Below are 23,121 nucleotides of genomic sequence, written 5' to 3'. Positions count from 1 at the left end.
CGACGGCGGAACGAGGAAGCCGGTGTGAATCCGGCGCGGTCCCGCCACTGTGATCGGCGAGCTCAGCCCGAAACAGCCACTGCCCGCGCCGCGGGTGGGAAGGCCGGGTGCGGCTACGACCCGAGAGCCAGGAGACTCACGCGGTCGCCTCCTCACTGGAACTGGGGCGGATTTCCCCAGAGGAGGAAGGCATTTGCCGCATGACGGGCATACGCTCGCTCACCCTGCCGGCGGCCGCGACGGCCGCCGCCCTGCTGCTCTCCGCCTGCGGAAGCCCCGCCCCTGCGGGTGGCACCGCATCCGGCGCCCCCGCGAAGGGCTTTCCGGTCACGCAGACCAACTGCGGGGTGAAGACCACCTATCAGCGGCCGCCACAGCGCGCCGTCTCCATGAACCAGCACACCACCGAGATCATGCTGGCCCTCGGGCTGCAGAAGTCGATGGTCGGCACGGCCTATCTCGACGACAAGATCCTCCCCGGTTACCGGGACGCGTACCGCGGGATCAAGGTGCTGGCCGATGAGTATCCGTCGTACGAGACGGTGCTGGCGGCGGAACCCGACTTCGTCTACGGCGGTTTCAACTCCGCCTTCCACGAGGACGGCCGCTCCCGCGCGGCCCTGAAGAAGGCGGGCATCGCCAGCCGCCTCAATATCGAGGACTGCGCCGACGGACCGGTGACGATGACCACCATGGCGAAGGAGATCCGCGAGGTCGCCGAGGTCTTCGGCGTACGGGAGCGGGGCGAGCGGGAGCTGAAGAAGCTGAACGGCACCCTGAAGTCGGTGGCGGCGAAGGTCGACGGGGTGAAGCCGACGCGCGTCTTCGTCTACGACAGCGGCGACAAGACCGCCTTTACGGCGGGCGGCGCCGGGGTCGGCAACGACATGATCAAGCGGGCGGGCGGCGTGAATCTCTTCGCCGACCTGGACAAGTCCTTCGGCGATGTGTCGTTCGAGCAGGTCGCCGAGCGGGCGCCCGAGGTCATTGTGATCTACGACTACGGGGATCAGCCGGTCGCCGACAAGAAGAAGTTCCTGCTGGCGAACCCGGCGCTCAAGGACGTACCGGCCATCAAGCACAAGCGCTTCGCCGTGCTGCCGCTGTCCTCGACGCTGCTGGGCGTGCGCGCCCCGGCAGGCGTGGAGTCGCTCGCCCGGCAGCTGCATCCCGGGCGCTTCGACGGTGAGTGAGGCGACGCAGGCGCCGGTGGCCGCGGAGGTCCGTCCGGTGCCCGCGGGGCCGCGCCGCCGGGTCCTGCCGTACGCCGTCGTGCTGGCCGCGCTCGGCGGCCTCGTCGTCGTGGCGGCCACCGCGGGCCTGATGGTCGGCACGACCGGGCTGCCCGCCGGTGAGGTCTGGCGCATCCTGCTGCACCGGATCCATCCGGCGCTGGCCGACCCGGCGTGGACGCCGGTGCGGGAGACGATCGTCGTCGACGTACGGCTGCCGCGGGTGCTGATGTGCGCCGTGGTCGGGGCGGGCCTGTCGGTGGCGGGGATGGCGCTGCAGGCGCTGGTGCGCAATCCGCTCGCCGATCCGATGCTGCTGGGGGTGTCATCGGGGGCGACCGTCGGGGCCGTGCTGGTGCTGGTGCTGAACCTGACGTTCTTCGGCATGTTCTCGCTGCCGCTGGCGGCCTTCTGCGGTGCGCTGGCCGCGCTGATCGCCGTCTACTTCCTGGCCCGTTCCGGCGGGCGGATGACCACGGTGCGGCTGGTGCTCGCCGGGGTGGCCATGGCCGAGGTGCTGTCGGCCGTGGCCAGCTTCCTCGTCGTCACCTCCAACGACCCGCACAAGACGCAGTCGGCGCTGCGCTGGATGCTCGGCGGGCTGGCCGGCACCACCTGGACGATGGTGTGGATCCCGGCCGTGGCAGTGCTGGCCGGGACGGCGGTGCTGCTCGGCGTCAGCCGCCCGCTGAACCTGCTGCTGGCGGGCGAGGAGGCCGCCGCCGCCCTCGGTCTGGACGTGCACCGCTTCCGCGCGGCGATCTTCACCCTGGTCGCGCTGATGATCGGGGCGATCGTCGCGGTCAGCGGCCAGATCGGTTTCGTAGGCCTGATCCTGCCGCATGTGGTGCGGCTGCTGGTGGGCGCCGACCACCGGCGGGCGCTGCCCGCCGCCGCGCTGCTCGGCGCGGCCTTCCTGATCGCCGCCGACCTGGCGGCGCGGACGCTGATGAGCCCGGAGGAGATCCCGGTCGGGATCCTCACGGCGCTGGTCGGTGGCCCGTTCTTCCTGTGGCTGATGCGGCGGAGGGCAGCATGACGGTGGAGCCCGCGGTGCTGGAGATCGAAGGCGTGACGGTCGTGGTGAATGATCGTCCGCTGGTACGGGACGTGTCGCTGCGGGCCGCGCCCGGCGAGGTCATCGGCCTGGTCGGGCCCAACGGGGCGGGCAAGTCCACGCTCTTGCGCACGGTCTACCGTGCGCTGCGCCCGACCTCGGGCCGGGTGCTGCTGGACGGTGACGACGTGTGGCGGCTGCCCGCCAAGCACCTCGCCCGCCGCCTCTCCGCGGTCCTGCAGGAGACCGGCGGCGACTTCGAGCTCACGACGTACGACGTGGTGGCCATGGGCCGCACCCCGCACAAGCGCGCCTTCGCGGGCGACGACGCCGACGACCGCGCGATCATCCTCGCGTCGCTCGCGGAGCTGGACGCCGCCGACCTGGCGCGGGCGCCCTTCGACCGGCTGTCCGGCGGCGAGAAGCAGCGGGTGCTCATCGCGCGGGCGCTGGCGCAGCAGGCGGGGACGATGGTGCTGGACGAGCCGACGAACCACCTCGACCTGCGGCATCAGTTGGACGCCCTGCAGTTGGTCCGGCGGCTCGGCGTGACCACGCTCGTGGCGCTGCACGATCTCAACCTTGCGGCGGCGTTCTGCGATCGTGTGTGCGTGCTGAACGATGGCCGGTTGGTGGCGTCCGGGACGCCGGGCGAGGTGCTCACCGCGGAGCTGCTGGCGGCGGTCTACCGGGTGGCGGCCGAGGTCACGCCGCATCCGGACACCGGGGTCCCGCGGATCACGGCGCTCGGCGGATTGGACCGGGCCGATGCCTGAAGCGGACCGGGCAGCCGCCGCCGAAGCCCTCGCCGACATCGCGTCGTTGGGCCCGTTCTTCACCGTGGTCGTTGGTGGTGCGGCCGAAGGCTGGCACCCGGTGGCGGACACGTACCGGCGCGGCTTCACCGACCTGGTCGAGCGGACCGCCGCCCGCTACGAAACCGGGGAACTGCGCGTCGGCGCCTCCATCGTCCAGCTCGGCCACGCCGCCCGCCTCTGGTCGCCGGTGCTGGGCTGCGCCGTCGTGCACGGCATCGTGCCCGACCTGACGGGCCTGCAGCGCGCAGACAACGGTCCGGCGCTGCGGCTGCCGACGGCCGCCGGCTTCCCGGCGGCGACCGGGCCGGAGCTCGCGGCGCAGCTGTACGACGTGGTGCTCCGGCAGCACCTCGACCCGCTCGCCGCCGGCCTGCGGGTCAAGGTCGCGCCGCGGCTGCTGGCGGGGAACGCCGCCTCCGCGCTGGTCGGCTCGGCCCAGGCGCTCCTGGCTTCCCGCCCGGACCTCCGCACCCCGGTCACCGCCCTCACCACCGAACTGCTCAACACCGGCCAACTCCGCGGCACCGGCGACCTCCGCCCGTACGACCTGCGCTTCAAGCGCCGCAGCTGCTGCCTCTTCTATCGCACCCCCGGCGGCGGAAAGTGCGGCGACTGCTCGCTGCTCTGAGGAGGCTCATCAGCGGCCGGTCGCACCGTCGATGAGCTCGCGGAGGATGTCCGCGTGGCCCGCGTGCCGGCCGGTCTCCTCGATCATGTGGGTGAGGGCCCAGCGCGCGGTGGGCCCGGACTGGCGCCCGGGGACCGGCGCGCCGAGGTCGGTGCACTGGTCGAGTACGTCGTTGGCACGCTCGACGGCGTCCCGGTAGCGGGCGACGACATCGGCCACGCTGTCCTCCGGCGCGGCCCGGAAGGTCGCCGGCCAGCTGGTGACGTTGTCGCCGAGGAAGATCGCGCGCTCGACGCAGGTCAGGTGGTTGAGCAGGCCGAGGAGGTTCGTACCCGAAGGGACCGCGGCTGTGCGCACCTGCGGTTCGGGGGCGCCGTCGACCTTCGCGGCGATCGAGGTTCTGAGGTAGTCGAGGAATCCGCGCAGGACTTCGCTCTCGCTGCTTCCGGTACGGGGCGGCGGGGTGTCGCGGCGGCGGGTGCGGCGCGGGGTGCTGGGCATGGGGGGTCCTTTCAGGCGGTGCGGCGGATGAGGAGGACGTGGTCGGTGACCTCGGCGGTACTTCCGTCAGGGCCGGTCGCGGTCCGGCGGGGCGCGTCGGCGCGCTCGACTGTCCATGCCGCCGGGTCGAGGTCCATGTCCGCGGCGACGTCCTGCGGGCTCGGGTAGTGGGTGTCCGGGTCCTGGTTCCACGACCACGGCGCGGTCGAGCCGTGGTCGACGACCAGCAGCCGCCCGCCCGGGCGCAGGGCGTGTGCGGCCGAGCGCAGGACGGCCGCCCGGTCCATGTCGTAGGGGGTGTGCAGATAGTGGGCGGTGATCAGGTCGAAGGCGCCGGGCGGGAAGGACGCGTGCACATCGGCCCGTAGCGCGGTGACGCGATCGCCGAGGCCGTGCGTACGGGCCAGGGCGGCGAGCCGCTCGACCGCTACGGCCGAGATGTCGACGGCGGTGACCCGCCAGCCCTGGCGGGCGAGCCAGAGCGCGTCGCCGCCGGGGCCGCAGCCGAGGTCCAGCGCGTCGCCGCCGGGCGGCAGGGCCGGCACCGTCTCGGTGAGGCGGGCATTGGGCTGCGGACCGTCGGGCGCCGGTCGGGCCGCGTAGACGCCGTCCCAGAACGCGACCGCATCGTCGGTGCTCATCAAGACTCCTCACGTCGGGATGTGATCAGTCTTGGCAGGCACCCGTGGGCCTGGCACGGAATCTTGCGGTTTCGGCAAAAACGGCCTGACCGGCCAGGTTCCGGTAACCGGACCGCCGGACGATGTTCATCACCTGGCGCGCAACTGCGCTGTCGGCCCTCCTGTCTACATAAGTGAGCAAGAAGCAACACAAGCACACAGCCACCCGAAGGGTTACTTCCGTATGCGATTCCGTACCACCACCAGCACCATCGCCGCAGCTGCCGCCCTCGGCCTCGGCATGGCCGCCTTAGCGACGACGCCCGCCCACGCGGCCCCGGAGTCCACGGCCACCGTCGTGCACGAGGACAGCGAGCTCTGGTACAAGGCCGGCGCCGGCCAGCAGAACAAGCTGACGGTCGACGAAAAGACCGAGCAGCGCGGCGAGAACGAGTACTACTACATCCTCACCTTCCGCGACCAGCACGACATCGCCATCGACGCGAGCGCGGCGGAGGCGGACGAGTGCACGTATCCCACCGAGGGCGACCGCACCGCCGTGCAGTGCGCGGTGCTGATCCCGCAGAACTCCGATGACTCGGACAACTACGACATCGACCTCGGCGACATGGACGACACCGCCACGCTCGGCCCGGACAGCGACGCCTACGTCGGGGTCTACGGCGGCCCGGGCAACGACACCCTCACCGGCAACGCCGCGCCCACCTTCCACGGCGGCGACGGCGACGACAGCATCGACGGCGGCGGCGGAGTCTTCGGCTTCGGCTCGTACGGCGACGCCGGTGACGACACCCTCGTCAACTGCGCCCAGGACTGCTTCGGCGGCCCCGGCAACGACGAACTGACCGGCACCGACGAGGACAACACCCTCCACGGCGACGACGGCAACGATGTCATCCGCGGCGGCGGCGGCGCGGACGTCCTCTACGGCGGCAGGCACGACGACGAGCTGTACGGCGAGGACGGCGCCGACACCATCTGGGGCAACAGCGGCAACGACGTCCTGTGGGGCGGCGCGGGCACGGACACGCTGTCCGGCGGCCCGGGCCGCAATGAGGTCCACCAGGACTGATCAGCCGCCGAGCAAGGCGCGCGACCACTCATCCTCACGCGCCTCGATGTACTCGGCATCGCTGCGCCAGATGTCCCCGTGCCCCTCGCTCCACAGCCGCGTCCAGGGCTGCACGCCCAGGGCGCTCTGATCGCGCAGAAAGTCGTGCATGGAGCGGGTGCGGCGGCCCAGCAGCGGGACGAGACGGCGGCGTTCGGCTTCACCGAGGCCGTACGCGTCGGCGAAGACCCGCAGCCGGGCCGCCGCGTCGGGGCGCTGCCTGCCGGGATCCGCGGACAGCGGGATGAACCCGTGGATCGCGTACGCGACGTCCCACAGGCGGGTGCCAGGGCCCGCGGCGTCCCAGTCGATGAAGGCCCAGCGGTCCTCGCCGTCGGCCACCAGATTCCACGGGGCCAGGTCGTGGTGGGCGATGATGTCGCCGCCGTCGGGCGGGATGAGCACCTGCCATTGCGCGTCGGGCGGCGGCGTGAAGTCCTGGACGGCGTCGTGGAAGTCCCGGATCAGCCGGCCGATGCGAGCCAGTTGGTCAGCGGGATCCATCAGCTCGAAACGGTCCGGCCACACCATCTGCCCCGGCATGAAGGTGAGGACCTCGCGCCCCTGCTCGTCGATCCCCAACGGCCGGGGTGCCGCGGTGAATCCCGCCGCGTGCAGGTGGCCGAGCAGGGCGTGCACGGCGGGGGTCCAGGGGCCGCTCGGGCGGCGCACGGTGTCGCCGATACGGACGACGCCGTCGCTGACGTTGCCGCCGGACAGGGGCTGTTCGGCAGGTTGCGGCACGGACATCAGTTGATCGCGACCGACATGGGCAGATGCCACAGGTCCCGGTCGCCGGGCGGTGGTTGGGTCAGGAGCGCCATCGGGGTGATGTCGGCCTGCGGCCGGAGGCCATGCCCCGTGGCCCATTCGGCCAGGTGCGGGCGGTCGCCGTGGGCCTCCAGGCGGAAGGCGCCGCGGCTCGTGGCCGCGATGTCGTCCACGAGAGCGAGGGCTTCGGCGTTCCCCGTCGCGATGAGGGGGCCGATCACCAGCTTGTCCGAGCCGCGCCACGCACCGCCGTACGCGATGAGGCGGCCCTCGCTCTCGATCACCCGCAGCTGCTCGGCGTAGTCGAAGAGGCGCACCAGGAGCTGGGAGCGGTCGACTCCCATGGCCCGGGCGTCGAGTTCGAGGATGCCGGGCAGGTCGGCGGGCTCGGCCGGGCGGGAGCGGCCGGAGGCGGTCACGTCGGTGGGGTGGCCCACGTACATCGTGTTGGCGCCGGTCGCCGCGAAGCCGAGCTTTTCGTACAGCGGGCGGCCCGCACTCGTGGCGTACAGCGTCACCTGTCCCGAACCGGCCCGCTCCACCAGCCGCTCCATGACGCGCCGGGACAGGCCGCGGCCCTCGCAGCCGGGGTCGGTCATGACCATTCCGATCGCGGCCAGTTCCGCGCCGAAGCGGGTCAGCGCCCCGACCGAGAGCAGCTCGCCGCCCGGGGCGAACACGCCGTGCAGCTCGCCCACGTCGAAGAGCAGCCGCCAGGTGCGGTCCGGGTAGTACCAGTCCCTGCCGTACGCCAGATCCTGCACCGCGGCCAGCTCGGCGGTGGCCAGCCGACGGACGGGGAGCCGGGCCGGATCGGTGCTGCTCGGCAGGGGCATGCGGCGCTCCTTCGCTGACGGCGGCGTGGCATGGAGCGTAGCCGAACAGTTGACAGGGGTGCGGTGGAGGGCTTCGCTGTACGCCCGCATAATCGTGCGCATCGCAGCAGGGGGCAGCAGATGAGTGCAGAGATCGTGCCATATCGCGTCCACTTCCCGCAGGCCGAGCTGGATGGTCTGCGGGACAGGCTGGAGCAGACCCGCTGGCCGAGCCAGGTGCCGGACGTGGGCTGGGAGCGGGGTGTGCCCGTCGGGCATGCGCGGGAGTTGGTGGAGTGGTGGCTGGGCGGTTACGACTGGCGGGTCTGGGAGGAGCGGCTCAATCAGCACCCGCAGTTCACGACCGAGATCGACGGGCAGCGCATCCACTTCCTGCATGTGCGCTCGCCGCACGCGGACGCCTTCCCGCTGATTCTGCTGCACGGCTGGCCGGGCTCCGTGGTGGAGTTCCTCGATGTCATCGGGCCGCTGACCGAGGGCGGCTATGACCTGGTGATCCCGTCGCACCCGAACTTCGGCCTCACCGGCCCGGCGGGGGCGGGCTGGGACTCGCGCCGCATGGCCCTCGCGTACAAGGAGCTGATGGCGCGGCTGGGTTATGAGCGCTATGGCGCCCAGGGCGGCGACTTCGGCGCCTTCATCGCCCCTGACCTGGGGCGGGTGGATGCGGAGCATGTCGCGAGCGTGCATGTGAATGCGGCGACCGCGGGGTTCATTCCGCTCAGTGGGGTGCCGGAGGACGTCGAGCTCACCGAGGGTGAGCAGGTGCGGCTGGAGCGGATGAAGCGGTTCCTCAGCGACGGCAACGGCTACTTCCAGATCTCCGGCAGCAGGCCCCACACCCTGGGCTTCGGCCTGGCGGACTCGCCGGTCGGGCAGCTCGCCTGGATCGGGGAGAAGTTCCACGACTGGGCGCATCCGGCGGGCTCGATCGACGCCGAGAAGGTGATCACGCACGCGGCGCTGTACTGGCTCACCAACACCGGCGCCTCGTCGGCGCAGATGTACTACGAGAGCCTGCACTCCCAGAACTGGCCGACCCCGTCGAAGACCCCGACCGGCGTCGCCAACTTCGCCGAGGACATCGCGATCCGCCGGTTCGCCGAGTCGGTCAACACGATCGTCCACTGGGCGGAGTACGACGAGGGCGGTCACTTCGCCGCGCTGGAGGTCCCCGACGTCTTCACCGACGAGATCGGCGCCTTCTTCGCCAAGCACCGCTGAGCACGGCTGGGCCTCAGGGACTCACCCCGTACGGTCCCCGCCGAGCGGCAGCCGCAGCTGCAGCATCAGCGCGAAGCGGGACTCCGGGTCGCCGAGGTCGGTCTCCGCCACCTCGGCGGCGCGGCGGAGGCGGTAGCGGAAGGTGTTCTGGTGGACGTACATCGACGCCGCCGCGGTGGGCACGTCGCCGAAGGCGTTGAGCCAGGCGCGGAGGGTGTCCACCAGGTGCGCGTCGTGGTGGCGGTCGTATGCGAGGAGGCGGGCCAGCGGGCCGGTGGGCGGGTGGCCGCGTTCCGCGGAGAGGTCGGCCAGCTCCAGCAGGAGCGCCTCGATGTGGATGTCCGCCATGCGGGCCAGGCGGCGCGGGCCCGCGTTGGTGCGCAGCACGCGCAGCGCGCGGTCGGCGCCGTCGCGGGAGCGGGCCAGGCCCGCGCCGTCCTCGGCGGCCGGGCCGACGCCGATCAGCGGGTGCAGGCGGTCGCCGACGCGGGTGAGGAAGTCGGTGCCGACGCGGGCCGCGCGGTCCTCGGCGTCGGGGCGGCGGTGCGGGACCGGGAGGATGCCGTACGCGACGTCGCCGATGAGCGCCGTGGCGGCGCGCGGGTGGACGGCCGTGAGGTGCATGGCGAAGGCGTCGGCGAGGCGCTGGCGTTCGGCGGCGTGCTGGGCGTGCTCGGCGGCGGCGCCCTGTCGCGCGGGCGGGTCGGGGGCGGCCAGCGCGAGGACGACGCCGGCGTGCTCGGCGAGGCCGAGGCGGCCGAGGGCTTCGGCGGCGCCCGACCCGCCCTCCAGCGCGGTGGAGACGAGGTCGGCGCGCAGCCGGCGTTCGACATCGGCGCCCGCACGCAGCCGCAGCATGTGCAGCGCGACCAGCTTGGCCGCGTCGTGCAGCGCCTGGGTGCGCTGCCGGCTGAGCGGGGTGCGGACGGCGGCCCAGATGGAGCCGAGGATCTCGTCACCCGCCCGTACGGCGATGGCGGCCCGCGGGACGGAGAACTCGTCGGTCGGCACCGGGTCGATGAGCACCGGCCGGTCGTCGCGGTACAGGTCGCGGAAGACGCCGCGGCCCTCCAGGACGTGGGTGATGCGCTCGGGCACCTGCCGGCCGAGGATCGTCTCCACCCGGGAGCCGTCGGCCTCGTCCTGCCGGTTGGAGAAGGCGAGCACGCGGGAGCTGCGGTCCTCGATGGTGACGGGGGCGTCGAGGAGCGCGGCCACCGCGTTGGCGACGGCGAAGAGGTCGCCCGACGGGGTGCCGCCGAGCGTCTGCGGGCCGGCCTCGCCGATGTCGCCCTCGGCGAGCAGCGAGCGCAGCATGGCGGCGAGCTGGGTCCAGGACGCGCCGCGGGTGAGGGCGAGCAGCGCGACCCCTGCGCGTTCGGCGGCCGCGGTCACCTCGGCGGCGGTCGGCGCCGGCGCCCGTACGACCAGGGCCGCCGCATCGGCCGCGCCGAGCTCGGTGAGCAGCTTGGCGGTCTCGGCGGCGCCGTGCACGCCGACGCCGAGGACCAGCGCCTGCCGGGGCAGCACCGGCTCGTCGAGCGGATCGTGGATGACCACGCCGCCGATCGCGTCGGCCTGCTCCGGGTCGCCGTGGACGAGGTCGAGCAGCGTGGTGCCGAGGTCGTCCAGGACCCTTCCCAGGCTCGCGCGCGGTCGCTCGTACATCACCGGATTGTGGGGCTGCTCCATCAGCGGCGACAAGAGGTCAGCCGCATCACAGCGGGATCCACTCGGTGCTCGCGGTGACCTCGTCCAGCACGTCCTGACGCGGTACGACGCCCAGCCCGGGGCCGGTGGGGACCGTCAGATATCCCTCCTCGAGGACGAACGGATCGGTGATGTCCGTCCGGTAGTAGCGGTCGGATGCCGAGGTGTCGCCGGGCAGGGTGAAGCCCGGCAGCGCGGCGAGGGCGACATTCGCGGCCCGCCCGAGGCCCGTCTCGAGCATGCCGCCGCACCACACCGGCACCCCGTGCGCGGCGCACACGTCATGGATGCGGCGCGCCTCCAGATACCCGCCGACCCGGCCCGGCTTGACGTTCACCACGGAGCAGGCGCCGAGCGTGATGGCGGCCGCGGCGGCGCGCGCCGAGGTGATCGACTCGTCCAGGCAGACCGGCGTGGTCAGGGACTTGGCCAGCTGGGCGTGCCCAAGAATGTCCTCCTCGTCCAGCGGCTGCTCGATCAGCAGCAGGTCGTACGCGTCCAGGCGGGCCAGATGGCGGGCATCGGCCACGGTGTATGCGGCGTTGGCGTCGACCTGGAGCAGCAGGGCGTCGCCGAAGTGTTCGCGTACGGCCCGTACCGGATCGACATCCCAGCCGGGCTCGATCTTCAGCTTGATACGGACATAACCGGCGTCAAGATATCCGGCGACCACCTCCAGCAACGCGGGTACGGAATCCATGATGCCGACCGAAACCCCACACGGCACCCGCCTGTGGACAGCGCCCAGCTCCCGCGCGAGCGGCACGCCCCGGGCCCGCAGCTCGGCATCGAGAACGGCCATCTCCAGCGCTGCCTTCGCCATCCGGTGACCACGGAAAGGCGCCAGCGCGGGCGCGACGGCGGGGGCATCGAGATCCGGGCGCCCCGCGAGCGCCGGGATGAGGAAGCGGCGCAGCACGTCGGCGCAGGCCGCCGCGTACTCCGACGAGTAGCGCGGATCGACCATCGCCACGCACTCCCCCCAGCCCTCGCTCTCCGCACCCACCGCCCGCAGCAGCAGCGCCGTCCGCTCGCTCTGGCTGCCGAAAGAGGTGCGGAACGGCGCCACCAACGGCAGCCTGATCTCCCGGACTTCGACCCCGGTGAGCTTCACGGTGCGTCCTTTCGTACGAGGTGATACCAGCCGGCCCGATCGAAGCCGTCCACCCGCCAGCCCTCCGCGAGCAGCCCGCCGAGGACGTCCCGCAGGGCGGCCCGCCAGGCAGCCGCGCAGGCCGGGTCGGTGCGGCGCAGCCCCTCGATGTCCGCCGGGACGGCGACCAGGGCGCGCGGACCGACGGCGCTCCCCGGTGCCGGGCGGCCATCGGCCGTGATGCCGAGCGCGACCGCTGCCGGTCCGGTGTCGGATGTACGGTGCTCGCCATGGCAGGCCGCGACCACCGCCGGGTCGGCCAGCCGCCAGTCCACCAGCAGCCGGTCGGTGTCGTCGGCGCCGTTGATGCCGTCATCCATCCGCCCGTAGAAATTGGGCAGATACTCGGCCGGCACGGCCGCCAGCTTCCCGATGTTGAAGTAGGCATTGCGCCGGACCAGCGGATCAAACGTCCACGACACCTGCCCCGCCCCCCGCGCCAGCGCCCACGCGCGCTGGTGCGCCTTGAGCGCGAAGCCGACGCTGCGGCCGCGCATCCGGGCTGAGACGCCGGCGATGTGGCTGTGCAGGGTGCCGTGCGGCGGCGGGCCGAAGAAGCCGATGCAGGCGCCGACGAGCTCCTCGCCCTCGAAGGCGGCGGTGACGTAATTCCCGGCCTTGTCCATGGCGCGCAGCAGCTCCGTCGTCACCAGGCCGGCCTCGCCGCCCGGCTTCCAGATGCCGGAGAAGAGCTCGGCGACCGCCTCCAGGTGCGGCAGTGCGCTGATCGTACGGACGCCGCAGCCCGCCGCGGTGGCCGCCGCCTCGGCCGCTTCCACGGCGTCGGCCGCGAGCAGCGGGTCCGGGGCGGCGACCACGGTGGCGTCCCCCGTCATCGCCGGCCTCCGCCGGTCGCGGCGGCCTGCCCGGTGCGTACGGACGGTGCCGCCAGCAGGTCGTCGATCAGCGCCGCGACCAGGGCGGTACGGGGGGCGAGTTCGGCGACCAGGAGATGCTCGTCGTCGGCGTGCGCGCCGCCGCCCACCGCGCCGAGGCCGTCGAGTACGGGGGTGCCCACGCCCGCGGCGAAGTTGCCGTCCGAGGCGCCGCCGACGGCGGCCGAGGTGAGCGGCCCGATCCCGAGGCCGGCGGCCAGTTGCTGGGCGCGCAGGAAGAGGTCGGCCGAGGCATCCGCGGACATGGGCGGCCGGTTGGGCCCGCCCACCACCTCGACCTCCGCGCCGTCGAGTACGGGCCGCAGCCGCCGCATCGCGACGTCCACCCGCGCCTGCTCGGCGGCGTCCCAGACCCGTACGTCCACCGCGAACCGGCCCGCGGCCGGAACGGTGTTGGTGGTCGTACCGGCGCTCAGCAAGGTCGGAGTGACCGTCGTGCCCGCCGCCGGGTCGGCGAGGGCCGCGACCGCCTGGATCTGGTGCGCGGCCTCCATGCTCGCGTTCACGCCGCGCTCCGGCTCCAGGCCCGCGTGCGCGGCCCGGCCGCGGAGGTGCACGTCGTACCGGGAGATGCCCTTGCGCTGCGTCTTCAGCGCGCCGCCGTCGGCGGACGCCTCCAGCACCAGCGCCGCGGCGCACCCAGTCGCCTCGCCCTCGATCAGCTCCCGCGAGGACGGCGCGCCCAGCTCCTCGTCGCCGGTCACCAGCAGGGTCGCCCCGTCCGTGCTGGAGAGCGCGGCCAACGCGTGGAACGCCATCGCCAGACCCGACTTCATGTCGAAGCACCCCGGCCCGCGCATCACCCCGTCGCGCACCGCGAAGGGGTGCGTATCCAGCGACCCGATCGGCCACACCGTGTCGTGATGGGCAAGCACCAGGACCCGCCGCGGCCCGCCGCCCAGGCGCCAGCGCAGATGCGTACGGCCATCGAGGACCACCTGCTCAGGCGCGGCCCCCAGATGCGCCGTGCCCATCGCCGCGACCACCTCGGCGCTCCGCGCCACCGCCGCCCGGTCGGCCGACGGCGACTCGATGGTCACCAGCCGCTCGATGTCGGCGATCAGCGCGGGCAGCGCCTCCCGGAAGCGCCCGACCTCAAGGCCCGCCACGTCAGGACACCTTCGGGGTCGCGCGGACGCCATGGTGCAGATAGCGCTCGCCGGTGGACAGGGCGTAGAAGGTGACGGGCACCCAGGCATCGCTCCCTGGTGGCCGGACGAGATAGAGGTCATCCGTTACGGGCTCCATCACGAACTCCTGCACCGGCTCCGGCACCAGCTCGGCCAGCGGCCCGGTCGCGGTCTGCCGCAGCCGCGGGCCATCGGCGCCGTCGAGGACCTCCATCACGACGCTGGCCCGCTCGTACCGCCCCAGGTGCGGGCCCACCTCCACCTCGGGCCGCACGTCAGGCGGCTCGATCGGCGTCGGCATCGTGACCCCGGCGAGCTCGGCGAAGATCTCCCGGTACAGCTCCAGATGCAGATCCCGCGCGGCGCCCCCATTGGTGAGCAGAGTGACCGCAAGATCCGCCTCGGGCAGCACGCGCAGGAACGCCGACTGACCGAGGGTGTTGCCGTCGTGGCCGAGCAGCCGGTGTCCGTCCCACTCGAAGCGGATCCAGCCGAGCCCCCACGAGTCGCCGAGCGTGTGCTGGTCCGGCAGCTCGACCTGCTGCTCGGTCATCGCACGGGCGGCGTCCGCCGACAGCACCCGCGTGCCGTCGGGGGCCCGGCCGCCAGCGAGGTGCATGCGGGCGAAGGCCAGCACGTCGGCGGCGGTGGCGCTGATCAGGCCCGCGGGTCCGGCGGAACGAGGCAGGCCCCAGGCGGGGACCGGGCTCGGCTCCTCGTCGCCCGCGGCGTCGTGCCCCATGGCGGCGCGGAAGCGCAGCGCCTCCTCCGGGAGGGTGACCGTGTGCGCCAGGGCCAGCGGCGTGCACAGGCGGGCTTGCAGGGCGCGGTCCCAGCTGGTGCCGGTGAGCTTCTCGATGACGCGGCCGGCGAGGACGTAGCCCGAGTTGCAGTACGAGAAGGTGGCCCCCAGCGGGTGGTTCTGCGCGGCCTGGTCGAGCTCGGCCACGTATCGCTGCAGGCACTCGTCGCCGCGGCCGGTGTCGGTGAAGATGTCGCCGTCGATGCCGCTGGTGTGGGTGAGCAGGTGCCGCATGGTGACCTTCTGCGCGGCCCCCGCATCGGCGAGGCGCAGCTCGGGCAGCACGTCGGCTATGGGGGCGTCGAGGTCGAGGAGGCCTTCGTCGGCGAGTTGCAGGGCGAGGGTCGCCGTCCAGACCTTGGTGATGGAGCCGATCTGGAAGAGGGAGTCGGTGGTGGCCGGGACGCCGGTGTCCTTGTTGAGCACCCCGTATGCGACCTCGACCGTCTCGTCTCCCTGCTGGATGCCGAGGACCGCGCCGGGCACCCGGTAGCGGGCGGCCAGTGCGTCGAGCCTGGCCTGCCAGCGCGCGATGTCGAGGCGGGGACGGCCGCCGGTGTGGCGCTCCACCCAGTCGACGATGCGGCCGTTGAAGTCGGCGCGGTGGGACGGGGCGCCGTCGAGGAGGAAGAGGTGCGAGCCGCCCGGGTAGAGCACCATCTCGGCGGGGACGCCGCGCTCGCGCAGTGCGGTGAACCACTGCTCGGCCTGGCCGACCGGGCAGCGTTCGTCGGCGGCGCCGTGCAGGACGAGGGTGGGGGTGCGGACGTCCTCGACCCGGGCGTACGGGGAGAGGCCGGCGTAATGGGCGCGGTCCTGCCAGGGCGGGGCGCCGAGTTCGAATGCCGACAGGTAGTGGCCCGCGTCGGAGGTGCCGGCCATGCTGGTCAGGTCGCTCACCACGCCCCCGGCGACCGCGGCGGCGAAGCGGTCGTCGCGGCTGGTGAGATAGCAGGTCATGTAGCCGCCGTAGCTGTAGCCGGCGAGGGCGAGGCGGTCGGGGTCGGCGGTCTGCTCGGCGACCAGGGCGTCGAGCGGTTCGAGGAGGTCCTTGGCGTCCGCCGTGCCCCACTTGCCCTGGGCGGCGGTGTAGAAGGCCTCGCCGTAGCCGTCGCTGGCGCGCGGGTTGAGGGTCAGGACCGACCAGCCGCGGGCGACCAGCGCCTGGTGGTAGAGGTGGATGGGGTCGGCGGTGCCGTTCCAGGCGTTGTGAGGGCCGCCGTGGACGTCGAGCAGCAGCGGCGCGGGTCCGGTGGCGGCGGGGTCGCGGAGCAGCCAGCCGTGGACGGTGGTGCCGTCCGAGATGGTGAACTCGCGCTCCTGCGGGGTGAAGAGCTCGATGTCGAGGCCGTGTGCCGTGTGGACCTGCTCGCGGCCGGTCGCGAGATCGACGGTGGCGATCTCGCCGTACGAGGTCGGGGTCGCGAGGACGATCGCGGCGGTGTCGCCGACGGCGGACATGCCGGAGACGACCCGGCCGGCGCCGGAGACCAGCGCCCGCGGGTCGCCGCCGTCGGAAGCGGCCGCGTACAGGTGGGTGCAGCCCCGGTCGCGTACGCAATACAGGAGCCTGCCGCCGCTGACCGCGGGCAGCGCTCCGGGATAGCCGGGCCCGCCGGGCATCACATTGCGGTCGAGCCCGGCGGTCAGGTCGACGGTTGCGCCACCGTCCAGCGGCACCCGCAGCAGGCTCGCGTGCCCGAGTTCGGTGTCCGTACGGCCGACGACCAGCAGCGCGCCGCCGTCGGCGGTCCAGCCCGCGGTGGCGGCCATGCCCGCACCGCCGCCCACCAGCCGCGGCTCGTCCGCCCCGCCGACGCCGACGACGTACGCAGCAGACCGCCGCGTCAGATCGGCGTCCGCGTCACGCGCCGCCGTAAAGGCGAGGCTGCGGCCGTCCGTCGACCAGGCGGGCGCGCCCGCGTGCCAGTCGCCGCGGGTGAGCTGCCGGACTTCCCGGCCGTCGAGTTCCAGGACGTGCAGGTGGCTGCGGGCCGCGCCCAACCGGCCCGCGCCGTCCGCCTTGTGGTCGAGGCGCTCCGTCACCAGCGGCGGCTGCGGGCGGCCGGGAGCGGGCGGCCCCTCCCGGCCGTCCACCGGCGCGGTGAACGCGATCGCCGCCCCGTCCGGGCTCCACACCGGCGCGCCCGCGCCGAGGGGGAGGCTGGTCGCCTGCTCGGGCTCGCCGCCGTCGGCGGGCAGCAGCCACAGCTGGGCGGGACCGTCGCCGCCCCCGCGTACGAACGCCACCCAGCGCCCGTCGGGTGACCACGCGGGCGACGTATCCGCGGGCCCGCGGGTGAGCCGCCGCGCCGCTCCCCCGCCGGTCGGCACCGTCCACAACGCGCGCTCCGTCCGGTCGTGTTCGCGGTCCGCGGTACGCAGCACGTACACGATCCGCGTGCCGTCCGGCGACAGCGCGGGCTGCTCCGGCAGCGCGATGGCGTAGAGGTCGTCGATGCCCAGGCGTCGAGTCACGGTGTGCGGTCTCCTCGCGGATCGTCTTCGGTTACGGGAGGTCGGCGGGCTGCCGTCCAGGGACGGCGGCGAGCAGCTCGCGGGTGTATGGGTGCTGCGGGTCGGCGAGGACCAGGCCGGTGGGTCCCGCCTCCACGATCCTGCCCCGGTGCATGACGGCGACGTGGTCGCTCAAGTACCGGACCACGGCCAGGTTGTGGGAGATGAAGAGCATCGAGAGTGACAGCCGCCGCTGCACCTCGCGGACCAGGTTGAGCACGGCGCCCTGCACGGACACGTCGAGCGCCGAGGTGATCTCGTCGGCGATCACCACGTCCGGTTGTCCGGCCAGCGCGCGGGCGAGCGCGACCCGCTGCCGCTGCCCGCCGGACAGCTCCCCGGGCCGCGCTCCGGCCCGGTCCGGGTCCAGCTGCACCTGCTCCAGCAGCCGCGCGACTTCCGCGCGCCGCTCGGGGACGCCGCGCGGCATGGCCTCCGCGATGGAGTCGCCGATGCTCATCCGGGGGTCGAGCGAGGAGTACGGGTCCTGGAACACCATCTGCAGCGGCCGCCGCCGCCCGCGCCGCTGCCGCACGTCGGCGCCGTCCAGCAGAATGCGGCCGGCGGCGAGCGGCGCCAGGCCGACGGCGGCGCGGGCCAGCGTCGACTTCCCGGACCCCGACTCGCCGACCAGCCCGACCACCTGTCCGGACGGCACGGTCAGGTCGACGCCCGCGACGGCGGTGTGGCCGTGCCGCCGGTGCCCGTAATGCACGCTCACCCCGTCGAAGACGAGCTCGCTCATCCCGCACCTCCCGCAGCGCTCTCCTCCGCGACCCGGCCGGCCTTCTCGCGTACGGGATGCCAGCAGGCGACCCGGTGTTCCTTCCCGGCGAGGACCGGATCCGCACCGCGGCAGTGGTCGTCCGCGAAAGCGCACCGTGGTGCGAACGCACAGCCGGGCGGCATCCGTTCCGGCTCCGGCGGGCGGCCGGGGATCACGGCCAGCGGTCGGTCGCGGTCGGTCTCCAGGTCGGGTACGGCGGCCAGCAGGGCCCGCGTGTACGGATGCTGGGCGGCGGTGTGCAAGTCGGAGGCGGGCAGGTCCTCGACGATCCGGCCGGCGTACATGACCAGGATCCGGTCGCAGGTCTCCGCGACGACGGTGACGTCGTGGCTGATCAGCAGCAGGGCGGCCTGCTCCGCGGCGCGCACCTCGGCGAGCAGCTGGAGCACCTTCTGCTGCACGGTGACGTCGAGCGCGGTGGTCGGCTCGTCCGCGATGATCAGCCGCGGGTCGCCCATCAGCCCCATGCCGATCATGGCCCGCTGCCGCATGCCGCCGGAGAACTCGTGCGGATACTGCCGCGCCCGCCGCTCGGGCGCGGGCACCCGTACGGCGTCGAGCCGGTCCACCGCCCGCGCGAAGGCATCCTTGCGCGACAGGCCTTGGTGCTGCTCGGCGACCTCGGCCAGCTGGCGGCCGATGCTCCGTACGGGATTGAAGGAGGTCATCGGATCCTGGAAGACCATGGCGAGAGAGGTCCCCAGCAGCCCGCGCAGCTCCCGCTCAGGGGTGTCGAGCAGCGGCCTGCCCGCGAAGTCCAAGCGGTCGGCGGTGACCTCGCCGGGCCGCTCGACGAGCCGGGCGACGGCGAGCGCGGTGAGGCTCTTGCCGGAGCCGGACTCGCCGACGACGCCGACTGCCTCGCCGGGACGTAGGGCAAAGCTGACGCCGCGCACCGGGGTGGTCCAGCCGGACGGGCCCGGGAAGGAGACACGGAGATTCTCGACGGCGAGCACAGAGTCGTTGGTCTCCGTGTCGTGCGGTGCGGGTTGGGGCTCGGGGCGAGGGCCTGCGATGCGGCGCGAGAGGGTGCGTACGCCCAGCACCGCGGCCGCCGCTTCGCCGAAGAGATTGAACGCGAGGCCGGTGACCACCACTGCGACGCAAGGGGCGAGTGCGGGTGCGGGCGTCAGGTTGATCCGGTCGAGCCCCTCGCCCAGCAGCCGTCCCCAGTCGTAGTCGGGGGCCTGCACGCCCAGGCCCAGGAAGGAGAGTCCGGCGAAGGCCAGGAGGGCGCTGCCCGCGCCGATGGTGGCGTTGACGGCCAGGGGTTCGGCGATGTTGGGCAGGACGTGCCGTACTAGCAGGCGGAAGCGGCCGACCCCCGCGACGCGGGCCGCGGCGATGAAGTCCTTGCCCGCCACCGACGCGGCGAGGGTTTGGGTGAGGCGCGCGAAGGCGGGGGCGGTCGCGAGTCCGATGGCCAGCACCGCGCCCGTCGTCCCCACCCCGAAGATCACCGCGAAGAAGAGCGCCAGCAGCACCCCGGGGAACGCCACGGCGATATTTACGACCGACGTAATCATACGTCCGGCCCACCGTGGCAGCACCGACGGCGCGGCGCCGAGGACGATGCCGAGGCTCACGCCGATCGCCGTGGCGCCGACCGCGAGCAGCAAGGAGAGCCGGGTGGCGACCAGGACGCGGTAGAAGATGTCGCGGCCGAGGTTGTCCGTGCCCAGCAGATGCGCATCGGACGGCCCTTGCCCGATCGCGGCGGTGTCCACCGCGGACGCCTCGTCGCCCCACAGCAGCGGGGCCAGCACCGCGAGCACGACCACCGCGAGCAGCAGCACGGCGGCGCAGGCGCCGACGGGCGTACGGGCGACGGCGAGCCAGCGGGAGCGAGGACGGGCGCCCGGGCCAGGACCGGAGCGAGTCGCGGACATCAGCCCTCCCTGATCGTCGAGCGCGGGTCGAGCACCGCAAGCAGCACATCGACACCCAGGTTCACCGCCAGCACCCCGAGCCCGTAAACAAGAACCACGGTCTGCACCACCGGATAGTCCTTCTGCAGGATCGACTGCACGATGGTGGAGCCGAGCCCGGGCCAGGCAAAGACGTTCTCCACCAGCACCGTCCCCGCCACCAGCGCGGACAGCAGCAGCCCGCCAAGGGTGAGGGTGGCGGTGAGCGCGTTCGGCAGCGCATGCCGCAGATATACGAGCCGGGCGGGCAGCCGCTTGGCGCGGGCCGTACGCACATAGTCATTGCCGAGCACCGCCAGCATCTCCACCCGGCACAGCCGCGCCAGCACCGACGCCGGTCCGACGGACAGCGCCAGCACGGGCAGCACGTACGACGAGGGACCCCCGCGCCCGGCGACGGGAAACCACCCCAGCTGCACCGCGAAGACCCACGCCAGCACCACCGCCAGCAGAAACTCCGGGATCACCGCGAACAACACACTCACCGACGTGAACGCCAGCTCCCCACCCCGCCGCCGCCCGCCCCGGGTCAGCGCCGCCATGGCGACACCCACCGGGATCGCCACCACCAGCGCCGCCCCGAAGGCGAGCAGCGCCAGCTGCACCGTGTTGGGCAGCCGCTCGCCGATCGTCTGCGACACGGGCAGCCCGCTGATGGTGGAGGTCCCGAAATCACCGGTCAGCACGCCGCCGAGGAAGCGCAGATACTGCTCCCACAGCGGGTCGTTGAGCCCCAGCGCATCCCGCCGCGCCGCCACCAGCTCGGGCGACGCGGTCATCCCGAGCGCGGCCCGCACCGGATCACCCGGGATGAGATGGATCATCAGAAACGCCGCCGTCAGCAGCACCCACAGCGCCACCACCAGCCGGACAGCGCGCCGGACGCCGAAGCGCAGCCAGCGATTGCGGTGCCAGCCGGGCAGCGCGACGGGCGGGTCGGCGTCGGTGTCCGTGCCGGCGTCCGCGTCGGCCACGGGAGCCGTGAACGTCATCATGCGGCCGGCCCCCTACTCCGCCGCGTACATGCGGATCGAGGACGGCAGAATCGCCCCGTCGCTGAGCTCGAAGCGCGCCCCCTGCCCGAAGACGGGCGCGATGGAGTTGTAGAACGGCACCGCGTCAAGCCGCTTGATCAGCGCCGCCTCTGCCTGCTGCCACTGCGGACACCCGGCGGTGTCGACCTTCCCCGAGGCCTCCTTGACGAGCCCCTGGTACTCGGCGTTGTCGACCCCGGCGAAGTTCACGCCCTTGGGCGGCTTCGGCCCGGACATGAAAGGCACCAGCTGGGTAGGCGCGTTGACCCCGACCGGGCCCATGGTGACGTCCCAGTCGCCGCCGCCGAAGAGCGCGTTGTTGAGCGCGGGGCTGTCCACCGGCTTCAGCTTGACGTCGACGCCGAGGCTCTTCCAGGTCTTCTGGACCAGCTCCGCACCCGCGGCCATGGTCGGCCCGAGCTGGGTGCCGTAAATCAGCGTCACCTTCAGCTTCTTGCCGCGCAGCGCGGACTTGGCCGCCGCCTCATCGCGCTGCGGCAGCAGGCCGGCGACGGGCTTCCCCTCGCAGGGCATCGGATCCAGCGTGACCATGCCGCGGGACGGCTTCCCGGTGCCGCCGGTGAGCACCTTGCCGAGCCCGGACAGGTCGAGCGACTGGACCAGCGCCCGCCGCACCTTCTCGTCCGCGCCGGGACGGCCACCGTTCTGGTTGAAGAACAGCTCGCCGACCGGGGCCTCGACGTCCCTGTGGAACAGCTTCTTCGCCGCCAGCCGCTTCTGCTCGGGTCCGACCATCGCGGCGGCGTTGAGCTCGCCGGAGAGCAGCAGGTTGGCGGAGGTGGTTTCGTTGGAGACGATCCGGACCGTGACCTTCTCGGGCAGACCCTTCTGGTCCTTCTTGTACGAGCCCGGGCCCCACGCGTAATCCTTGCGCCGGGTCAGGGTGTAGTGGTCGCCGGTGACGGCCTCGCTCATGGTGAACATGCCGGTGCCGCTGCCCTTGCCGCCCTTGGCGAGGGCCTTGCGGTCCTTCAGGCCCGCCCCGCAGGCGATCGGCACCGACCCCGCATTGCGCAGCAGGAAGGCGTCGGGTGCGCCGCTGGTGAGGGTGACGGTGCGCTTGGCGTCATCGGCCTTGGCGGTGGTGCCCGGCTGGATCCGCACCCCGGCCAGCGGGGACTTGTTCTTCGGATCGCCGATGTAGTTGATGTTCGCGGCGACATCGGTCGCCGTCAGCGGCGAGCCGTCCGAGCACTTGACCCCCGGCCGCAGCGTGAAGGTCGCCTCCTTGGTGGTGGCCTCCCACTTCTGCGCGATGCCGGCGACCGGCTTGCCCTTGGCGTCGAGGTGGATCAGCGGGTCGTACAGGTACCGGTTGATGCCGATGGCGATCGACATCACCGTCTTGCCCGGGTCGAGCGTGCCCGGGTCGGACCCGTACGCCATGGTGAAGGTCTTGCCGTCGGCCAGCTCGCCCTTCCCCGTTCCGGTGCTGGTGCCTGACGTGCCGCCGCAGCCGGTCGCCACGAGCGTCGTGGCCACCGCCAGCACGGGCAGCACACTCCCGTATCTCCGCATGCGAACTCCCACCTCCGGGGCATCGAGAGCCGGTGATTCCGGGAAGGTAGGGCAGCGGGCGAGCACCCGGCTTCGTCGCGAATGCCAAGCCGGGCGGGTGCGGTTCGTCCGCGGCTACGAACGCCACCGGGCTGGGACCGCCAGGACGCCGCTCGTTACGATCTCGTCGGGAGGGATCGTGATCCGGATACTGCTGGCTGAGGACATGCACTTGATCCGTGGGGCGTTGGCGGCGCTGCTGGCGCTGGAGCCCGACATGGAGGTCGTGGGCGAGGTGGCCCGAGGGGATGCCGTCGTCCCCGCCGCGCTCGCGCACCGGCCCACGGTGGCCGTCGTGGATATTGAAATGCCCGGTACGGATGGGCTCACGGCCGCCCGGGAGCTGGGCGAGGCGCTGCCGGACTGCCGGATCCTCATCCTCACCGCTCTGGGTCGTCCCGAGGCCTTGCGGTCGGCGCTCGCCGCCAGGGTGGGCGGTTTCATGCTGAAGGACGCGCCGCCGGACCAACTCGCCGACGCCGTCCGCCGGGTGGCGGCGGGTGAGCATGTGATCGACCCGAAGCTGGCCGCTGCCGCGCTCACCGCCCAGGAGAGTCCGCTGACTGCGCGCGAGACGGACGTGCTGCGGCTGGCCGCGGATGGCGCCGAGCTCGATGAGATCGCCCGTGAGCTGCATTTGTCGCAGGGCACGGTGCGGAACTACCTGGGGGCGGCGGTCACCAAGCTCGATGCCCGCAACCGGCTGGATGCGGTGCGGATCGCCAGGGAGCAGGGCTGGCTCGCCTGACCTGGCTTGGCCCTGGCGG

Annotated in this window: 20 protein-coding genes and 1 riboswitch; of the genes, 7 read left to right on the top strand and 13 right to left on the bottom strand. The window is 72.9% G+C overall.

Annotation, left to right across the window (positions count from 1 at the left end):
* Positions 1-9: 9 nt before the first annotated feature.
* Positions 10-138: riboswitch (cobalamin riboswitch) on the top strand.
* Between the two features lie 62 nt (positions 139-200).
* From ACNNMR_RS40500 to ACNNMR_RS40485, 4 genes are read left to right on the top strand one after another with little or no spacing between them, the layout of a single operon-like run.
* Positions 201-1,193: an ABC transporter substrate-binding protein gene (locus ACNNMR_RS40500; protein WP_419999729.1), complete on the top strand. Its 993-nt coding sequence runs from the start codon at positions 201-203 to the stop codon at positions 1,191-1,193.
* 37 nt (positions 1,194-1,230) lie between these two features.
* Positions 1,231-2,271 (top strand): FecCD family ABC transporter permease, encoded by a 1,041-nt coding sequence (locus ACNNMR_RS40495; protein WP_420000644.1) that lies wholly within the window; start codon positions 1,231-1,233, stop codon positions 2,269-2,271.
* The gene (locus ACNNMR_RS40490) at positions 2,268-3,065 is read left to right on the top strand and encodes an ABC transporter ATP-binding protein (RefSeq protein ID WP_419999728.1); all 798 of its coding nucleotides are present in this window, start codon (positions 2,268-2,270) and stop codon (positions 3,063-3,065) included. Before ACNNMR_RS40495 ends, ACNNMR_RS40490 begins: the two co-directional genes overlap by 4 nt.
* Entirely contained in the window at positions 3,058-3,735 is a 678-nt protein-coding gene (locus ACNNMR_RS40485) for a (2Fe-2S)-binding protein (protein ID WP_419999727.1), read from the top strand. Before ACNNMR_RS40490 ends, ACNNMR_RS40485 begins: the two co-directional genes overlap by 8 nt.
* Before the next feature lie 9 nt (positions 3,736-3,744).
* On the opposite strand, the gene ACNNMR_RS40480 is transcribed toward ACNNMR_RS40485, so the two are convergent.
* Both ACNNMR_RS40480 and ACNNMR_RS40475 read right to left on the bottom strand, forming a co-directional pair.
* The gene (locus ACNNMR_RS40480) at positions 3,745-4,236 is read right to left on the bottom strand and encodes a DinB family protein (RefSeq protein WP_419999726.1); all 492 of its coding nucleotides are present in this window, start codon (positions 4,234-4,236) and stop codon (positions 3,745-3,747) included.
* Between the two features lie 11 nt (positions 4,237-4,247).
* Complete coding sequence (locus ACNNMR_RS40475) at positions 4,248-4,877, bottom strand: class I SAM-dependent methyltransferase (protein ID WP_419999725.1); 630 nt, start codon at positions 4,875-4,877, stop codon at positions 4,248-4,250.
* A gap of 223 nt (positions 4,878-5,100) precedes the next feature.
* Here ACNNMR_RS40475 and ACNNMR_RS40470 point away from each other — a divergent pair, with 223 nt between their 5' ends.
* Positions 5,101-5,949 carry a calcium-binding protein gene (locus tag ACNNMR_RS40470; protein ID WP_419999724.1) on the top strand — a complete coding sequence of 283 codons (849 nt, stop codon included), beginning with the start codon at positions 5,101-5,103 and terminating at the stop codon, positions 5,947-5,949.
* On the opposite strand, the gene ACNNMR_RS40465 is transcribed toward ACNNMR_RS40470, so the two are convergent.
* Together ACNNMR_RS40465 and ACNNMR_RS40460 are read right to left on the bottom strand one after the other, a co-directional pair.
* Positions 5,950-6,738, bottom strand: coding sequence for a phosphotransferase enzyme family protein (locus ACNNMR_RS40465; RefSeq protein WP_419999723.1), 789 nt, complete (start codon positions 6,736-6,738; stop codon positions 5,950-5,952).
* Complete coding sequence (locus ACNNMR_RS40460; RefSeq protein ID WP_419999722.1) at positions 6,738-7,595, bottom strand: GNAT family N-acetyltransferase; 858 nt, start codon at positions 7,593-7,595, stop codon at positions 6,738-6,740. Before ACNNMR_RS40460 ends, ACNNMR_RS40465 begins: the two co-directional genes overlap by 1 nt.
* Before the next feature lie 120 nt (positions 7,596-7,715).
* Here ACNNMR_RS40460 and ACNNMR_RS40455 point away from each other — a divergent pair, with 120 nt between their 5' ends.
* Positions 7,716-8,819, top strand: coding sequence for an epoxide hydrolase family protein (locus tag ACNNMR_RS40455; protein WP_419999721.1), 1,104 nt, complete (start codon positions 7,716-7,718; stop codon positions 8,817-8,819).
* Positions 8,820-8,840: 21 nt separating this feature from the next.
* Here the strand turns inward: ACNNMR_RS40455 and ACNNMR_RS40450 are convergent, their stop codons facing one another.
* From ACNNMR_RS40450 to ACNNMR_RS40410, 9 genes are read right to left on the bottom strand one after another with little or no spacing between them, the layout of a single operon-like run.
* Positions 8,841-10,487, bottom strand: a complete 1,647-nt coding sequence (locus ACNNMR_RS40450; protein ID WP_419999720.1) for a PucR family transcriptional regulator — start codon at positions 10,485-10,487, stop codon at positions 8,841-8,843.
* Between the two features lie 49 nt (positions 10,488-10,536).
* On the bottom strand, positions 10,537-11,643 hold the full coding sequence (menC, locus tag ACNNMR_RS40445; RefSeq protein WP_419999719.1) for an o-succinylbenzoate synthase: 1,107 nt from the start codon (positions 11,641-11,643) through the stop codon (positions 10,537-10,539).
* The gene (locus ACNNMR_RS40440) at positions 11,640-12,518 is read right to left on the bottom strand and encodes a GNAT family N-acetyltransferase (protein WP_419999718.1); all 879 of its coding nucleotides are present in this window, start codon (positions 12,516-12,518) and stop codon (positions 11,640-11,642) included. The genes menC and ACNNMR_RS40440 overlap by 4 nt, the downstream gene beginning before the upstream one ends.
* On the bottom strand, positions 12,515-13,642 hold the full coding sequence (locus ACNNMR_RS40435) for a M20 family metallopeptidase (protein WP_420000643.1): 1,128 nt from the start codon (positions 13,640-13,642) through the stop codon (positions 12,515-12,517). Before ACNNMR_RS40435 ends, ACNNMR_RS40440 begins: the two co-directional genes overlap by 4 nt.
* Before the next feature lie 46 nt (positions 13,643-13,688).
* On the bottom strand, positions 13,689-16,988 hold the full coding sequence (locus ACNNMR_RS40430) for a serine hydrolase (RefSeq protein ID WP_419999717.1): 3,300 nt from the start codon (positions 16,986-16,988) through the stop codon (positions 13,689-13,691).
* Positions 16,989-17,019: 31 nt separating this feature from the next.
* Positions 17,020-17,772: an ABC transporter ATP-binding protein gene (locus tag ACNNMR_RS40425; RefSeq protein ID WP_419999716.1), complete on the bottom strand. Its 753-nt coding sequence runs from the start codon at positions 17,770-17,772 to the stop codon at positions 17,020-17,022.
* Positions 17,769-19,703, bottom strand: coding sequence for a dipeptide/oligopeptide/nickel ABC transporter permease/ATP-binding protein (locus ACNNMR_RS40420; RefSeq protein WP_419999715.1), 1,935 nt, complete (start codon positions 19,701-19,703; stop codon positions 17,769-17,771). Before ACNNMR_RS40420 ends, ACNNMR_RS40425 begins: the two co-directional genes overlap by 4 nt.
* Positions 19,703-20,737 carry an ABC transporter permease gene (locus ACNNMR_RS40415; protein ID WP_419999714.1) on the bottom strand — a complete coding sequence of 345 codons (1,035 nt, stop codon included), beginning with the start codon at positions 20,735-20,737 and terminating at the stop codon, positions 19,703-19,705. Before ACNNMR_RS40415 ends, ACNNMR_RS40420 begins: the two co-directional genes overlap by 1 nt.
* Before the next feature lie 12 nt (positions 20,738-20,749).
* A complete protein-coding gene (locus tag ACNNMR_RS40410; protein WP_419999713.1) occupies positions 20,750-22,315 on the bottom strand; it encodes an ABC transporter substrate-binding protein in 1,566 nt (521 codons plus the stop codon).
* Between the two features lie 178 nt (positions 22,316-22,493).
* Between ACNNMR_RS40410 and ACNNMR_RS40405 the strand changes: the two genes are divergently transcribed.
* The gene (locus ACNNMR_RS40405; RefSeq protein ID WP_419999712.1) at positions 22,494-23,102 is read left to right on the top strand and encodes a response regulator transcription factor; all 609 of its coding nucleotides are present in this window, start codon (positions 22,494-22,496) and stop codon (positions 23,100-23,102) included.
* The last annotated feature ends 19 nt before the right edge of the window (positions 23,103-23,121 follow it).

This window comes from Streptomyces boninensis (assembly GCF_048572725.1).
Lineage (GTDB): Bacteria > Actinomycetota > Actinomycetes > Streptomycetales > Streptomycetaceae > Streptomyces > Streptomyces boninensis.
Note: the sequence above shows the minus strand (reverse complement) of the source record. Positions and strands in the feature narration are given on the sequence as shown.

Excerpts from the sequence above, each read along its gene's own strand:
- ACNNMR_RS40500 (WP_419999729.1), top strand. The coding sequence starts at position 201 with ATGACGGGCATACGCTCGCTCACCCTGCCGGCGGCCGCGACGGCCGCC.
- ACNNMR_RS40490 (WP_419999728.1), top strand. The coding sequence starts at position 2,268 with ATGACGGTGGAGCCCGCGGTGCTGGAGATCGAAGGCGTGACGGTCGTG.
- ACNNMR_RS40485 (WP_419999727.1), top strand. The coding sequence starts at position 3,058 with ATGCCTGAAGCGGACCGGGCAGCCGCCGCCGAAGCCCTCGCCGACATC.
- ACNNMR_RS40480 (WP_419999726.1), bottom strand. The coding sequence starts at position 4,236 with ATGCCCAGCACCCCGCGCCGCACCCGCCGCCGCGACACCCCGCCGCCC.
- ACNNMR_RS40475 (WP_419999725.1), bottom strand. The coding sequence starts at position 4,877 with ATGAGCACCGACGATGCGGTCGCGTTCTGGGACGGCGTCTACGCGGCC.
- ACNNMR_RS40470 (WP_419999724.1), top strand. The coding sequence starts at position 5,101 with ATGCGATTCCGTACCACCACCAGCACCATCGCCGCAGCTGCCGCCCTC.
- ACNNMR_RS40465 (WP_419999723.1), bottom strand. The coding sequence starts at position 6,738 with ATGTCCGTGCCGCAACCTGCCGAACAGCCCCTGTCCGGCGGCAACGTC.
- ACNNMR_RS40460 (WP_419999722.1), bottom strand. The coding sequence starts at position 7,595 with ATGCCCCTGCCGAGCAGCACCGATCCGGCCCGGCTCCCCGTCCGTCGG.
- ACNNMR_RS40455 (WP_419999721.1), top strand. The coding sequence starts at position 7,716 with ATGAGTGCAGAGATCGTGCCATATCGCGTCCACTTCCCGCAGGCCGAG.
- ACNNMR_RS40450 (WP_419999720.1), bottom strand. The coding sequence starts at position 10,487 with ATGTACGAGCGACCGCGCGCGAGCCTGGGAAGGGTCCTGGACGACCTC.
- ACNNMR_RS40440 (WP_419999718.1), bottom strand. The coding sequence starts at position 12,518 with ATGACGGGGGACGCCACCGTGGTCGCCGCCCCGGACCCGCTGCTCGCG.
- ACNNMR_RS40425 (WP_419999716.1), bottom strand. The coding sequence starts at position 17,772 with ATGAGCGAGCTCGTCTTCGACGGGGTGAGCGTGCATTACGGGCACCGG.
- ACNNMR_RS40420 (WP_419999715.1), bottom strand. The coding sequence starts at position 19,703 with ATGTCCGCGACTCGCTCCGGTCCTGGCCCGGGCGCCCGTCCTCGCTCC.
- ACNNMR_RS40415 (WP_419999714.1), bottom strand. The coding sequence starts at position 20,737 with ATGATGACGTTCACGGCTCCCGTGGCCGACGCGGACGCCGGCACGGAC.
- ACNNMR_RS40410 (WP_419999713.1), bottom strand. The coding sequence starts at position 22,315 with ATGCGGAGATACGGGAGTGTGCTGCCCGTGCTGGCGGTGGCCACGACG.